This is a genomic window from Cupriavidus sp. F041, from assembly GCF_057814235.1.
In genome coordinates this window covers 246,253-260,368 of the sequence record NZ_JBVASY010000001.1, presented here as the reverse complement: position 1 = coordinate 260,368, position 14,116 = coordinate 246,253, and the positions used below count along the sequence as shown (strand labels likewise).

Below are 14,116 nucleotides of genomic sequence, written 5' to 3'. Positions count from 1 at the left end.
GGCGGGCTTCTGCGGCCTCTCTTGCCCCTGTGTTCCCGGAATGCCGGGACGTCCCCTTGGCGCTGCACCGTCGAGCCGTGTGGGAATCAAAGCCAGGCGACTCGCCTTGCCGTCCGCGCGCGTCGCCCCGCACGCGTGCGGGCGGGTGCTGGATGCGCGAAGGGCTCGGTCGCTGTTGGCGGGTCATGTTGCGGAACGATCTCGGGCTGGCTGGATCAGGCGAATCGGAAAGTGGCCAGTTCCTGCGCGTCAAGCTGGCCGATCAGGTTGGTCTCCCACGCCAAGTAGCGGCGCGCGGCCTCCTTGTTGCCGTCGTGGCGGTCGTGCACGAAGAACAGGAAATCGATGCAGCGCGCATCCGGCAGGCTGTTCGCCTCGTCCCCGGTGGCGAGCGTATTTCCCGCGGCCTGCCAGGCATCAACGCCGCCGGCCAGCAGGCGGACATCGCGGTAGCCGAGCACCGCCAGTTCGCCGGCAGCCAGCCCGGCTAGGCCCGGCTGGCCTTCGTCGCCGATCAGCACCAGCGGCGTGTCGCGCGGCACGCCGGCCAGGTCGCGGGCAAAGACCGGGCGGATCGACCAGCGGCTGCCGGGCACGTGGCCGGCGCGATACGCCATGCTGGCGCGCACATCGAGCGCCAGCACCTGTTGCCCGGCCAGATCCGCGGCCAGCGCGGGGGCATCGACGCGGCGCAGGGGGCGAGCCGGCGCCTGCGGACCGGCGGGCGCTGCCAGGCGGCCGCCAAGTGCCGCCTCCAGCCCGCCTTCGAGCACTACGGCGTCGTGACCCATCTGACGCAGCCAGCTCGCTGCCACGGTGGCACGCACACCATCGGCATCGATCAGCACGAGGCGAGCACGCCGTACGCCCACGTACTGGTCGGTAGCCTGGATCAACTGGCCGCCAGGTGTGTGCTGGGCGCCAGGTACCGACCCGGTGGCATATTCCTCCGGCGTGCGGACGTCGCACAGGAAGGTAGTGCGCGAGCGGTCGTCGAGCCACGCGCGGGCCTCGGCCACATCGATGGGGGGGACTGAGAAGCGCTGCGCCATCGCCTGCGCGGCGGCGCGGCCCGCATCAAGGCCGCGGGGCGCGGCGTTGTCCGGATAGCGCCGCGTGCCGCCGTGCTCCAGCCTGAAGTCGTTCAGGTGCCAGCCCTGGGTGCCGTTTTCCAGTGCGTATACGGGGTTGGGCACGCCGAAATTGATCAAGGTCTGCGCACCGATGATGCTGCGCGTGCGACCGGCACAGTTGATCACGATGGGCGTGGCCGGGTCCGGCACGAGGTCGCGCAGGCGGTAGGCCAGCTCGCCATTGGGGCAGCAGATGGCGCCGGGGATATTCATCTTGCGGAATTCCGCGACGGGCCGGCCGTCAAGCACCACCGGGGCTTGCTCGCCGGCCTGCATGGCGGCCAGCTCGGCGGCCGAGACGCGGGGCGTGCCGTAATGGTGCTCGGCCAGTTCGCCGAAGGTCTTGGATGGCACATTGACACCGGCGAACAGCGCATAGCCGGCGGCGTGCCAGCCCGGTACGCCACCGTCGAGCACAAACAAGCGCGTGTAGCCGAGGGCGGCCAGGGCTTGCGCGGCGCGCGGCGCCACGCCGTCGCCATCGTCGGCCAGCACGATGCGCGCCGAAGGATTGGGCGCGAGCCGGCCTATGTCGAGTTCGAGACGGCTGTAAGGCAGCGGTACCGCGTAGAAGGGATGGCCTTCGCCGTACTGGCCATGCTCGCGGATATCGAACAGGGCAATCTCCCCCTGGTCGTGCAGCCAGCCTTTGAGGGTAGCGGGATCGAGCGGGGTGTAATGGGTAGGAAGGGTGTCGGGCATGCGGTTCTTCAGGCAAAAAGGGGGCCTGGCCTCCTGGCCGCGCACGGGCGGGAGGCAAGCGGTAATGCGTTGGATAAGGGCACCGGCAGAGGCGGGGAGGTGCGGGCGCGTCAGCGCCGCACCTCCCCGGCGCCGCTTAGCGGCGCGTCTTGACGCCCACGCTCATGGCCTGGCAACGGCCTGTTTCGAGGTCATAAGCGGTGCGGCCGGTCAGGGTTTCCAGGGCGCGGCCGTACATATGCAGGTGACGGATCACGGATTCACCGCGGATCTCCACCGAATGGATGTCGTCGGGCAGCAGCGCGATGCCCGAGCCCGGGCCCACTTCCACGGTGTGCGAGTGCGCCAGCGTGCCCATGCCCGGCACGCTGCCGTCGTCGGTGCGCAGGTAGACGTCGTTGTGCTCGGTGCCCACCACGCCGGCCACGCAGGCCCAGGTGGTGTGGTCATGCGGCGGGATGCGCTTGCCCGGCCGCATTACGTTGAGGTACAGCGCGAAGCTCTGGTCGGGATCTTCCGCAATCAGGTAGCGGGCTTGGCGCTCGCCTTCCTCGGGCGGGGCGAATTCGCTCTCGGCCCACAGTTGCGGCCTGGCCGCCAGTTGCGCCACCTGATCCAGGACGCTGGCCAGCGAGTCGCGGGTGACACCGCCGCTGGCGACGATTTCCTTGATGGATCGAATGGTTTCCCCGACGGCGGCCTGGCGTTGTTGTGCGATCGACATGTCTCTAGAATCCTTGCTGAGTCTTGATAGTTCTTGGTTTGCGGGGCGGGACGTATCTTTGTCTGGTTTCACTGTAATGAAGGCCAGTGCCCAAAACCACTTAATCACCCATGAAAACACTTAAGCAAGTCTAATGAATGCGTAATCTCGACCTGGACCTGCTGCGCACCCTGGTGGCCATTGCCGACCACGGTACCTTTGCCGCGGCGGCGGAACGGCTGCATCGCACCCAGTCTGCCGTCACCCAGCAGATGCAGCGGCTGGAGGAGCAGGTGGCGCTGGTGTTGTTCGAGCGGCAGGGGCGCGGCAAGCAGCTCACGCGGCATGGCAACAAGCTTGTGGAATATGCGCGGCAACTGCTGAACCTGAACGACGAGGCGCTACGCGTGCTGCGTGAGGGCGACCTGACCGGATCGCTGCGTATCGGCGCGCCGCACGATGTGGCCGACACCATCCTGCCGCCGCTGCTGTCGCACATCGCGCGGGCTTCCCCCGCCTTGCGGCTGGAGATCCATGTCGGGCGCAGCCCTTTCCTGATGGAGTCGTTGCGGCGCGGGGAGATCGACCTGACCGTCTCCACCCGCGAAGACAGCAGCCTGGATGGCCTGGTGTTGCGCACTTCGCCCACCATCTGGGTGTGCGCGGCGGATTTTGCCTATGAGCAGGGCAGCACGGTGCCCTTGATCCTGGCCGACGAGCCCAGCCTGTTTCGCAAGCTGGCGTTGGATGCGCTCAAGGAGGCCGGCGTGCCCTGGCGTACGGCCTATTTTGCACCGAGCCTGATTGGCATCAAGGCGGCCATCCGCGCGGGCCTGGGCATCACGGCCCGCAGTATCGACCTGCTGGGCGCCGACATGCGGGTGCTGGGCGACAAGGACGGGCTGCCGCGCCTGCCCGATGTGACGTATTACCTGTGGGCCCGGCCGAATGCGGCCAACCCGGTGGCGCGGCAGGTGTTCTCCATGCTCAAGACCACTTTGCAGCGCGGGCTGGCGGCGGCGTGAAAGTGGCTTGAGGTGGCTTGAGGTGGCTTGAGGTGGTTGTGGAGGGGCGTGCGTGCCGGCCCTCAGGCAGCCTGCGCGAGCCGGAAGGCGCCGACCGCCTCGGCAAGCTGGCGCGCCTGCGTTTCGAGCGATCCGGCCGCGGCGGCCGCCTGCTCCACCAGCGCCGCATTCTGCTGGGTGACGGCCTCCATCTGGGTGACCGCCTCGCTGACCTGCACAATGCCGGCGCTTTGCTCAAGCGATGCCGACGAGATGTCTTCCATGATCCGCGCCAGGCGCTGCACGGCGTCCACGGTCTCGCTCATGGTCTGGCCGGCCTGGGCGACGAGCGCGTTGCCCGCACCGACCTTGCTGGCGGAGTCGTCGATCAGGGACTTGATCTCTCGTGCGGCGCTGGCGCTGCGCTGCGCCAGCGCGCGGACCTCGCCCGCCACTACGGCGAAGCCGCGTCCCGACTCGCCCGCCCGCGCCGCTTCCACGGCGGCGTTGAGCGCCAGGATATTGGTCTGGAAGGCAATGCCGTCAATCACGCTGATAATGTCGGCGATCCGCTTCGAACTGCTGCTGATGTCGCCCATGGTCTGTATCACACCGCGTACGTCGTCGCCGCCGCGCGTGGCCAGGCGCGCGGCTTCGGCGGCCAGTTCGCTGGCCTGGCGCGCGCTTTCCGTGTTGTTGCTGACCGTGGAGGTGAGTTCCTCCATGCTGGCGGCGGTCTGCTCGAGCGATGCGGATTGCTGCTCGGTGCGCGCCGACAGGTCGGTGTTGCCCGCGGCAATCTCGCGTGCGCCGGTGTTGACGGAGTCGGAGCTTGCGCGCACCTGGCTGACGGTGCGCGTCAGCGCCTCCTGCATGCGTGCCACGGCGGCGAGCACGCGTCCCACTTCATTGCCGCTGGCCGCCACCGCGCGGTGGCTCAGGTCGCCCTTGGCCACGCGGTCGAGATGCTCGGCGGCGGCGGCCAGGGGCGCTACGACGAACGCGCGCAGCCCCAGGTGTACCGCCACGATCAGGCCCAGCGCCGCAGTGATGCCCACCACCACCAGTTTCCCCACCAACTGGTAGCGCGCGCTGCTTGCTTCGGTTTCCTGTTGCGACAGCCGGGCCGCTTCCACCTGGAAGCGCTCGACACCCGCCGAGTAGTCCGCGCCCGAAGGCGTGACTTCCTTGTCGTTGAGGGCGGCATAGGCAGCAGCGTCGCCGCTGCGCAGTGCTGCCATGGCGCGTTCCACCGTGCCGGCATGGCGCCGCGCGGCGTCGGCGACCTGGCGGCGCAGGGACGCGTCCTGCTCTTCGTGCGCGGGCGTGGCCTCGAAGTGCTGCAACGCCTTGGCGGAATTTCCGAGGGCTTTGGCGGCGGCATCAAGCGCGCCGGCATCGACCCCGGCACCACCTTCGCGCGCCGTGGTGTAGGCCCGTGCTAGCGCTGCGCGGGCCCGGGTCATGTCCTTGTACGCATCGTTGAGCAACAGCGTGGTGGCGGAAAGCTGCTGGACGCGGCCGGTTGCCTGGTTGGCGGCGCCTAGCGCGAGCACGCCGACGCCGGCGCCAAACACGATCATGCATGCAAAGGTCACCAGGATGCCCAGCAAGGCGGTGCGCACGCTCAGGTTTTTCATCATCGGATCGGGACAGGGATTTGAGATCACTGGACTAACGGAGGCCGCGGCCCGGACTTGACCGGGACCATGCCGATGTTTGCGTCAGATCAATTCCGATGCGTGAAATAGGCGGCCAGGTGTCTGTTTGCGCACAACTTGTGGCCGACCCTCAAGTTGTCGCCGCACCGCACCGATAGACAGGCTTTCAGCCCAGCGCGGGCTCCACAGCCATTAGCCTCCGGGTACCTCGCCATGCTTGCCAGCTTTACCATTCGCGCCCGACTTCTCGCCACCGTTTCCCTGCTGGTCCTGCTTGCCCTGGGTGTGGGAGTGGCCGCCTTGCTCGGCTTGCGTGCCGCCAACGAGGCGCATGAGTCTACCTACACGAACCAGCTCGCTTCAGCGCTGGCGCTGGGCGAGGCGGACCTGAGCCTCACCCGCGCGCGTACGGCGCTGGAGCGCGCCATGCTCTACCCGGACAGCCCGGATGCCAAGGGTTTGCTGGACCGCACCGAAGAACTGACGCGGCGGTCGGACGAGGCATGGAAGCGCTTCATGGGCTTGCCGCGCAACAGCGAGGAAGACCAGTTGGCCGTGGCTGTCGCGGCCAAGCGGGAGGCCGCCAACCGCGATGGCATCGCCGCCATCGTCGCCGCGCTGCGGGCCGGGGACCGCGCTCTGGCCGACCAGATCATGGACGGCAAGCTCTCCCGCCTGTTTCGCGACGCCAATGACAGCAGCCTCAAGCTGGGCCAGTTCCAGCTCAAGATGGCCGCCGGCAATTTCGAGGCCTCGCAGGTGGCGTATCGCCACTTCCGCAACGGGGTGATTGCCGCCATCGTACTGGCGCTGCTGGTGGCGGCCGCTTGCGCGGTGTTCCTGCTGCGCGCCATCGTTGGCCCGCTGGAACTGGCGCTGAAGCAGTTCGACCGCATTGCGGCGGGCGATCTCAGCCATCCCGTGCAGTTTACGCGCCGCGATGAGATGGGGCGCCTGCTTGAAGGCCTGGCGCGCATGCAGTCAAGCCTGGCGCACACCGTGGGGCGCGTGCGCCAGGGCGCCGGTGCGATCACCGCAGCCACGCGGCAGATCGCAGCCGGCAACGCCGACCTCTCCGGCCGCACGGAGGCGCAGGCCGCCTCCCTGGAGGAAACGGCGTCTAGCATGGAACAGATGACCTCCACCGTGCGCCAGAACGCCGACAACGCGCGCCAGGCCAGCCAGCTTGCCGTCAGCGCGGCCGAGGTGGCCCACCAGGGCGGCGCGGTGGTAGGCGACGTGATGGCCACCATGGCCGATATCAGCGCTGCGGCCATGACCGTCGCGGAGATCATCGGTGTCGTCGACGGTATTGCCTTCCAGACCAATATCCTGGCGCTCAATGCCGCCGTCGAGGCTGCCCGTGCGGGCGAGCAGGGGCGAGGCTTCGCCGTGGTAGCGGGCGAAGTGCGCGGCTTGGCGCGGCGCGCGAGATCAAGTCCATGATCGAGACTTCGCTGGCGCATGTCGCGACCGGCAGCAGCCTGGCCGGGCGCGCGGCCAGCACCATGGAGGAAGTGGTCGCGGCGATTCGCCGCGTGACCGACATCATGGGCGAAATCGCCGCCGCCTCGGCCGAGCAGAGCAGCGGCATCGAGCAGGTCAACCGGGCGGTGACGTCGATGGACGAAGGCACCCAGCAAAACGCCGCGCTGGTCGAGCAGGCTGCTGCCGCGGCGGCCTCGCTGGAGGAGCAGGCGCGCCAGCTGGATCAGGCTATCGCCGCGTTCCGCGTGTAAGCTGGCGGTCGGGCCCGCGTATATTGCGGGATGGGGGATGCGCAGTGGCGCCGCATGCCACTTTTGTGCGTTTGGTCCCATTGAGCTAGGGTATACGTAGTGACAAAGGTGGCGGAACAGTGCCATCGTTGCCAGCAGGCGGCCTGCGGTGGCCGAAGTGCCGGGAATCCCCGGTTTCCTCGCAAACGGACCTGAATCGTGCGTCGACGTCTCTGGCCCAGGCTACTGTTATTGGCGCTGCTCATTGGTGGCGTCTACTTCGTCTGCGCGGCCGTCAGCGAGGAACTGGCCACTTCGCGGTTGCAGGCGCGCTACTTTGCCGGGCGGGCGAAGGACATCGCGTTCGCGGTCAAGGACGGTCCGAGCGATCGCATCCGCTTTCCGGAAGACGGGCCTTATGACCTGCGCTTCGGCTACAGCCGCTTGCCGGGGTTCACGGAACTGCTGGAGGCGCGCGGTTATCGCCGCGAACGCCAGGCGCGCTGGTCCGACCAGATGCTCGAACTGACCGATTCCGGCTTATTCGCGCCGTACCACGAAAAGACCCATGCGCGCCTGGACCTGCTCGATTGCAATGACGATCCGTTCAATGCCGGGAGCGCGCCGCCCCGTACCTACGACAGCTTCGACCAGATTCCAGGCTTGCTGGTAAGCGCCTTGCTCTTTATCGAGAACCGCGACCTGCTCGATCCCGAGTTTCCCACGCGCAACCCCGCGCTTGACGTGCGGCGCTTCACGCGCGCCGCAATGGACCAGGGCGTGCGCTTTTTCAACGACAAACACGACGCCGCCGGCGGCAGCACGCTCGCCACCCAGATCGAGAAATATCGCCATTCGCGCGCGGGGCGAACCAGTTCGCCCAAGGAAAAGCTTCGGCAGATGGCCAGCGCGTCGATGCGCGCCTATCTGGACGGGCCGAACACCGTGGCCGCCAGGCAGCGCATCCTGCTCGATTACCTGAATTCCGTGCCGCTTTCGGCCCGTGCCGGCCTAGGCGAGATCAACGGGCTGGGAGATGGGCTGTGGGCCTGGTACGGGCAGGATTTCGACGAGGCCAACCGCTTGCTGGCGAATGCGGCGGGCCCGGGACCCGGCGCCGGCCAGGGCGAAGGCGAGCTCGGCGAGCGGCAGGCGAAGGTGTTCAAGGAGGCGCTTTCGCTGATCATCGCGCAGCGTGGGCCATCGCATTTCCTGCGCCGAAATACCGCCGGGCTGGTGGCATTGACCGACAGCTACCTGCGCTTGCTCGCGGCTGCGGGTGCCATCCCGCCGTGGCTGCGCGACGCGGCGCTGGCGCAGCCCCTGAAGCTGTCGCCCCCCTCGCTGGACCGGCCCGAAATCTCGTTTGTTTCGCGCAAGGCCCTGAGCGGCGTGCGCACCGACCTGCTGCGCTATCTCGATCTCGACAGCAGCTATGAGCTGGACCGCCTCGACCTGACGGCCCATAGCACCATCAATACCGGACTGCAGCGTGTCGTCACCGAGGCGCTATTGAAGGCGGGCACGCGCGATGGCGCCCATGCCTTCAACATGTATGGCCACAACCTGCTGCGCGAAGGCGACGACCCCGGCAAGCTGGCGATCAGCTTCACGCTCTATGAGAAGATCGACGGCTCGAACCTGCTGCGCGTGCAGGCCGACAACCTGGACCTGCCATTCGACCTCAACCGCGGCGCGCGGCTTAACCTGGGCTCCACCGCCAAGCTGCGCACGCTGGTGACTTACCTCGAGATCATCTCGGAACTGCATGAGAAATATGCCGACATGACGCCCGCCGAGTTGCGTGAGGTCAAGCCGGCCAAGCTCGATGTGTTGACCCAGTGGGTATTGAGCTACCTGCCCACCGCTTCCGACAAGAGCCGTCGCGCCATCCTGGAGGCCGCCATGCTGCGCCGCTACTCCGGCGGGACGGGCGAAGCGTTCTTTACCGGCGGCGGGCTGCAGACCTTCACCAACTTCGAGCGTTGGGAGAACACGAAGATCATGCCCGTGCGGGAGGGTTTCGAGCATTCCGTGAACCTGGTCTTCATCCGCCTGATGCGGGATATCGTGCGTTACGAGACCTACCGGCTGCACCCCGATGCAGACGAGTGGCTGAACAACCCGGCCGCGCCGCAGCGGCGGGCCTACCTGGTCCGTTTTGCCGACAAGGAGGGTAGCGACTACCTGCGCGCTTTTTATTTGAAGTATCGCGGCAAGACCCATCAGGAAGCGTTGAAGCGCTTGCTGGAAAACCGGCACTTCTCGCCGGTGGGGCTGGCGGTGGCGCTACGCAGCATCGAACCCGACATCGATCCGGAGCAGTTCAACAAGATCATGCGCGCCACCCTGCCGCGCGTGGGGCTGACCGATGACAAGCTGGCGACGCTGTACCGCAAGTACGGCCAGACCAGCTTTTCGCTCAACGACCGCGGCTACCTCGCACGGGTGCATCCGCTGGAGCTATGGCTGCTGGATTACCTGCGCCAGCGGCCTGACGCCAGCCTGGATGAAGTCTTGCGCGACAGCACCGACCAGCGTCAGGAGGTGTACGTCTGGCTGTTCAAGGCCCGCAATCCCGGTGGCCAGACCCGCCGCATCCGCAGCCAGCTGGAGCGCCAGGCTTTCGCCGAAATCGCGCGGCGCTGGCAGCGGCTGGGCTATCCGTTCAGCGGGATCACGCCGTCATATGCCTCGGCGATCGGCGCTGCCGGCGATCGTCCCGCCGCCCTGGCCGAACTGGTCGGGATTATCCAGGGCAATGGCGTGCGCCAGCAGGCGACCGCGCTGCGCAGCCTGGAATTCGCGCAGGGCACGCCGTACGCCACCGATTTCGGGCTGGCCGGGCAGGGCAAGCGGCTGTTGAGCGAGGACATCTCGGAGGTGGTGCGCGCGGCGCTGGTCGGCGTGGTGAATTCGGGCACGGCAGGCTCGCTGAAAGCCGCGCTGGGCAGCAGCGGCATCGTGGCCGGCGGCAAGACCGGCACCGGCGACCATCGCTACGAAGTCTACGGGCCGGGCGGCCGGCTGATTTCCTCGCGCGTGGTCAGCCGCTCGGCCACCTTTGTGTTCTTCCTGGGCGACCGTTACTTCGGCAACGTTACGGCTTATGTGCAGGAGCCCTACGCCGCGCGCTACGCCTTCACCAGCGCGCTGTCCGTGCAACTGCTGAAATCGCTCGCGCCTACGATCCTGCCGCTGGTGCGCGACGGCGGCGCGCGCTCTCCGCTGGCGTGCCGGCATTGAACGGCAGGCACGGCGGTCCTGCCGGATCCGCGGCTAGTCCCAGCAGTGGAGCCGCGCGCAGTACGCGTCCTCGGAAGTCCGGGCATTGCGTTCGTATTCGGCGATCACCTGCAAGGTGGCGGACTGGAGCAAGGAGCCCGCGGTGAGCGAAGCGGCAAACTCGCGCAGGCCCTGCAGGCAAATCACGATGGGGGGTAAGGCTTGGTCCTGCATGATGCGTTGCTGGCTCGTTGATGGGCGGGATGTGCCTCCCGACAATTCGATTGTAGGTAGCGGCAAGCCGGGCAATTGCAAAGCAATGTGTCTGCGCGAACCTTTGTGGTGTTGGGCCGTAAATGAGTTGCGTCCGAGCCACGGAGTGTACCGCGCGAGCCGCGTGGCCATCACCATGGCTTCCCCGATCCATGGCGCGATGATGACCGCGGCAGCCATGCGGCCGGTGGGGCGTTGCGCGGCCACCGCGGCAGCCGCCCCCGGCACAGGAATAATGCAAGCCGTGGATGAGGTCGAGCGGGGGTATTGCATGGCGAGCTTCCGGCACCCTCGGTAAAAACATCGATAATGTGCAGCCCTGTGTGCAACGCGGAAGACGGGCGGTTGCCCTTGGGTCGTTGTTATATTATCATCAAATGTTAATAAAATTAACATGGCTGGCGCATTGACTGGCACACATGTAATCCCATGGAATCCAAAACCGCCCGTCTCACCCTGCTGATCGACCCGGTGAAGAAGAGCGCCTTCGAGAACCTGTGCGCGGCACAGGACAAGACGCCCTCCCAGGTAGTGCGCCAGTTGATTCGCGACTATCTGGAAATGCATGGCGTAGCTTATGCCACCAAGCCACGGCTTGGCAGCGAGGCGCAGGTGGGAGGCGAGGAAGCCTGAGCGCAGGCCGCCAAAGCGGTGGGGGCGGCTGGAAACGCGAGGCCGGCGTCGCCGTCCCGAGCCGGCCGCGCGAACCGCCCGGGCTATCGCCCTGGGCGGGTCCCGACGTGAACGTTGGCCTCAGCGCCTGGAATGCCGGTCGCCGGGCACCGCGGAATGGTGTTCGGCCGGCCGTGGCGTGGTGATCCAGCGTGCTACCGCGGCGGCGTCCAGCGGGCGCGAGAACAGGTAGCCTTGTCCCATATGGCATCCCTGCGAGAGCAGGAACTGGCGCTGCGCTTCGTTTTCCACGCCTTCGGCGACCACCGCGAGTTTCAGACTGTCGCCAATGCGGATGACGGCGCTGGCCAGTTCGCGGGCGGCGGCATCACTTTCCAGGTCAATCACGAAACTCTTGTCGAGCTTGAGCTGGTGCACGGGCAGCTGCCTGAGATAGCCAAGGCTGGAATATCCCGTGCCGAAGTCGTCCATGGACAAGCGTACGCCCTGTGCGTGGATGGCCGCGACGGTGGCGGCAATGCCGGCGTCATCCTCCATCAGCAGCCCCTCGGTCATCTCCAGCACCAGCGCCTGGGCGGGCAGGCCGTGGCGGGCCAGGGTCTCGGCCACTTGTGCCGGCAGCCCCGGGTCCCGGAAGCTGGCGGGCGAGATATTGACCGAGATCGTGGGCACGGACAGCCCCTGCCGGCGCCAGGCGGCGAGCTGCGCGCACGATTGCTCCAGCACCCAGCGATCGAGTGCGCCGATCAGGCCGCTGTCTTCGGCCAGCGGTACGAAGCGGTCGGGCGATACCATGCCGAAATGCGGGTGATGCCAGCGGACCAGGACTTCCAGGCCGTAGAGGCGCCCATCCCGCAGGAACACCTGGGGCTGGAAATTGAGATGGAGTTCCTCCGCGAGCAAGGCATCGCGCAGCGCCGACTCCAGCGCAAGGCGCTCCTGGGCGGCCCAGTTCATCTCGATGCTGAAGAAGCGGAACAGGTTGCGCCCCGCGGCCTTGGCGTCGTACATGGCCATCTCGGCGCAGTGCAGCAGGTAGTCCAGGGCATCGCCGTCGGCGGGAAACATGCTGATTCCGATGCTGGCCGATGGCGCGATGCTGGCGTGATCGATGCGCAGTGGCTGGTGCAGCGCGGTCAGGATGCGCTTGCCCGCGGCAATGGTCCGGGCGCGGTCGCTGTCGGGCAGCACCAGAGCGAACTCGTCGCCCGAAAGCCGTGCCACCAGCGCGGATTCCCCGGCATGCGCGATCAGGCGCTGGGCAACCTCGCGCAACAGCTTGTCGCCGCCGGCGTGGCCAAGCGAGTCGTTGATATGCTTGAAACGGTCCAGGTCGACGAACAGCACGCTGAGCGTGGTGCCGGCCTGGCGCGCGGCGAGCAGCAGGGTGCCAGCCTGCATCTGCAGCAGGCTGCGGTTGGGCAGGCCGGTCAGCGAATCGTAGTGGTCGAGCTGCATGATCCGCTCGGCCGCTTCCTCGCGTTCAAACGCGAGCTTGCATAGCGAAGTGCACACCTCGAAGAGCTGCTGGTGGAAGGCGTCGGGCTGGCGGACAGTGCGGTAGTAGAACGCCAGCGTGGCGAGTACGCGCCCATCGCTGGCCTTGATCGGATACGACCAGCACGCCGCCAGGCCAAGCGGCAGGGCGAGATCGCGGCAATCCTCCCACAGCGGATCGTTGGCGATGTCGCTGACCACCACCGGCTCGCCCAGCCAGGCGGCCGAGCCGCAGGAGCCGGCGGCGGGCCCTATGCTCATGCCATCCAGTGCCGCCGCGTAGTGCGCCGGCAGGCTCGGCGCGGCCAGCGGGCGCAAGCGGCCATCGGCGTCCACCCGCAGTACCGAAGCAATCACTGAAGGCGCAACGCGTTGCACTTCCTCGCAGATCAGTTCCATCACGGCCGGGAGCGGTTGCTCCATCACCATGGCCTGCAACACCTTTCGCTGCAGCAGTTCGTAGGCTTTCTGCTGTGTGATATCCGTGAGGATGACGATGCCGTGATGCCGGTCGCCCCCGGCCGGATGACGGTCGCTGGCGACCAGATGCCGGACCGTGGCGGAGACCCACAGCGGGCTGCCATCGCGCGCGTACACCAGCGCTTCATGGCGCTCGCCGCCGGGGGAGGAGCGGTGGGCATGCAGCCGTTCCATCACGCCCGGATCCGTGAATTCGCGGGCCAGCAGCTCGCGCGGCGTCTTTCCGACCATCTCGCCGCGCGTGTAGCCGAGCATGCGCGTGAGCCCGGCGTTCGCGTACACAATATGCCAGTCGGCATCGACCACGAGGACCGCGCTGTCGATCTCGTCGGCGATGACCGAAAGCAGTGGATGGTCGTCGCGGCGGGGTTCGATGCTGCCCGCCACCTTCAACAGTAGCGTGCGCAGCGTGACGTCCCCGAGCTGGGTACTGGCCTCCGCGATAAAGCCAAAGCGCCGCTCGCCGTCCGGACGCAGGATCTGGACGGCGGGCAAAGGCAGGGCATGCTCGCCGTCCTGGCCGGGTTCCGCGCCGTGAGCGCGGGCGCCGATGCCGGGCACCTTTTGGCCGGGCAGCTTTTGCACGAGCGCGTCCACGTCCATCCCGAAGACTTGCTTGCGGGATGCCCCATAGAGTGTCTCCGCCGCTGCGTTCAGGAAGATCACCCGGTTGTCCGTGTTCAGTACGAAGACGGCGTCGGAGGCTTGCTCAAGCGAATTGCGGAACAACTGATGCGGGTCGGCTATGCTGAGCGCTTTGTCTCTGTCTGGCATGGGTGAGGTAAACGTCGCTAACGCCCGAGAATGCCTGCCTGGCCCGCCTGGGCTCATGGGACATTGACTCGGCTCTGATGCAGGTATCGGCATCCGGTAGCGGATCCTGAAGTTTTTTTTGCATACCGCTTTCGGGGAATTGATTCAGCGGCCGCTGAAAACCGCGGGTTGCCCGCGCAAGACCGCAATGGCAGCCTGCTGCAAGGCCGCCGCGACGCGGCCGGCTTGGCATAATGGCGCGCTGTCCTGGCGGCGCGATGCACGTGCCGTTCTCATCGAACCGGAATTTCCCATGATCATCTGCGCCGGCGTA

General features: G+C 67.1%; 8 protein-coding genes and 1 pseudogene. 4 read left to right on the top strand and 5 right to left on the bottom strand.

Going from position 1 to position 14,116, the window contains the following annotated elements:
- Nucleotides 1-215 precede the first annotated feature (215 nt).
- Both ACZY0R_RS01165 and ACZY0R_RS01160 read right to left on the bottom strand, forming a co-directional pair.
- Entirely contained in the window at nucleotides 216-1,835 is a 1,620-nt protein-coding gene (locus ACZY0R_RS01165; RefSeq protein ID WP_488856763.1) for a rhodanese-like domain-containing protein, read from the bottom strand.
- A gap of 136 nt (nucleotides 1,836-1,971) precedes the next feature.
- A complete protein-coding gene (locus tag ACZY0R_RS01160) occupies nucleotides 1,972-2,559 on the bottom strand; it encodes a cysteine dioxygenase family protein (protein ID WP_488856762.1) in 588 nt (195 codons plus the stop codon).
- Nucleotides 2,560-2,696: 137 nt separating this feature from the next.
- Between ACZY0R_RS01160 and ACZY0R_RS01155 the strand changes: the two genes are divergently transcribed.
- Nucleotides 2,697-3,563 carry a LysR substrate-binding domain-containing protein gene (locus ACZY0R_RS01155; protein ID WP_045240787.1) on the top strand — a complete coding sequence of 289 codons (867 nt, stop codon included), beginning with the start codon at nucleotides 2,697-2,699 and terminating at the stop codon, nucleotides 3,561-3,563.
- Between the two features lie 62 nt (nucleotides 3,564-3,625).
- Here the strand turns inward: ACZY0R_RS01155 and ACZY0R_RS01150 are convergent, their stop codons facing one another.
- Complete coding sequence (locus ACZY0R_RS01150; protein WP_488859465.1) at nucleotides 3,626-5,182, bottom strand: methyl-accepting chemotaxis protein; 1,557 nt, start codon at nucleotides 5,180-5,182, stop codon at nucleotides 3,626-3,628.
- Nucleotides 5,183-5,416: 234 nt separating this feature from the next.
- Here ACZY0R_RS01150 and ACZY0R_RS01145 point away from each other — a divergent pair.
- Together ACZY0R_RS01145 and ACZY0R_RS01140 are read left to right on the top strand one after the other, a co-directional pair.
- Nucleotides 5,417-6,942: pseudogene (locus ACZY0R_RS01145) on the top strand (methyl-accepting chemotaxis protein).
- A gap of 231 nt (nucleotides 6,943-7,173) precedes the next feature.
- Complete coding sequence (locus ACZY0R_RS01140) at nucleotides 7,174-10,167, top strand: transglycosylase domain-containing protein (RefSeq protein WP_488856761.1); 2,994 nt, start codon at nucleotides 7,174-7,176, stop codon at nucleotides 10,165-10,167.
- A gap of 33 nt (nucleotides 10,168-10,200) precedes the next feature.
- Here ACZY0R_RS01140 and ACZY0R_RS01135 read toward each other — a convergent pair whose 3' ends face one another.
- Nucleotides 10,201-10,380 (bottom strand): hypothetical protein, encoded by a 180-nt coding sequence (locus ACZY0R_RS01135; protein WP_035864305.1) that lies wholly within the window; start codon nucleotides 10,378-10,380, stop codon nucleotides 10,201-10,203.
- Nucleotides 10,381-10,848: 468 nt separating this feature from the next.
- Here ACZY0R_RS01135 and ACZY0R_RS01130 point away from each other — a divergent pair, with 468 nt between their 5' ends.
- Nucleotides 10,849-11,052, top strand: coding sequence for a CopG family transcriptional regulator (locus ACZY0R_RS01130; protein WP_488856760.1), 204 nt, complete (start codon nucleotides 10,849-10,851; stop codon nucleotides 11,050-11,052).
- Nucleotides 11,053-11,172: 120 nt separating this feature from the next.
- Here ACZY0R_RS01130 and ACZY0R_RS01125 read toward each other — a convergent pair whose 3' ends face one another.
- Entirely contained in the window at nucleotides 11,173-13,803 is a 2,631-nt protein-coding gene (locus tag ACZY0R_RS01125) for a sensor domain-containing protein (protein ID WP_488856759.1), read from the bottom strand.
- Nucleotides 13,804-14,116 lie beyond the last annotated feature (313 nt).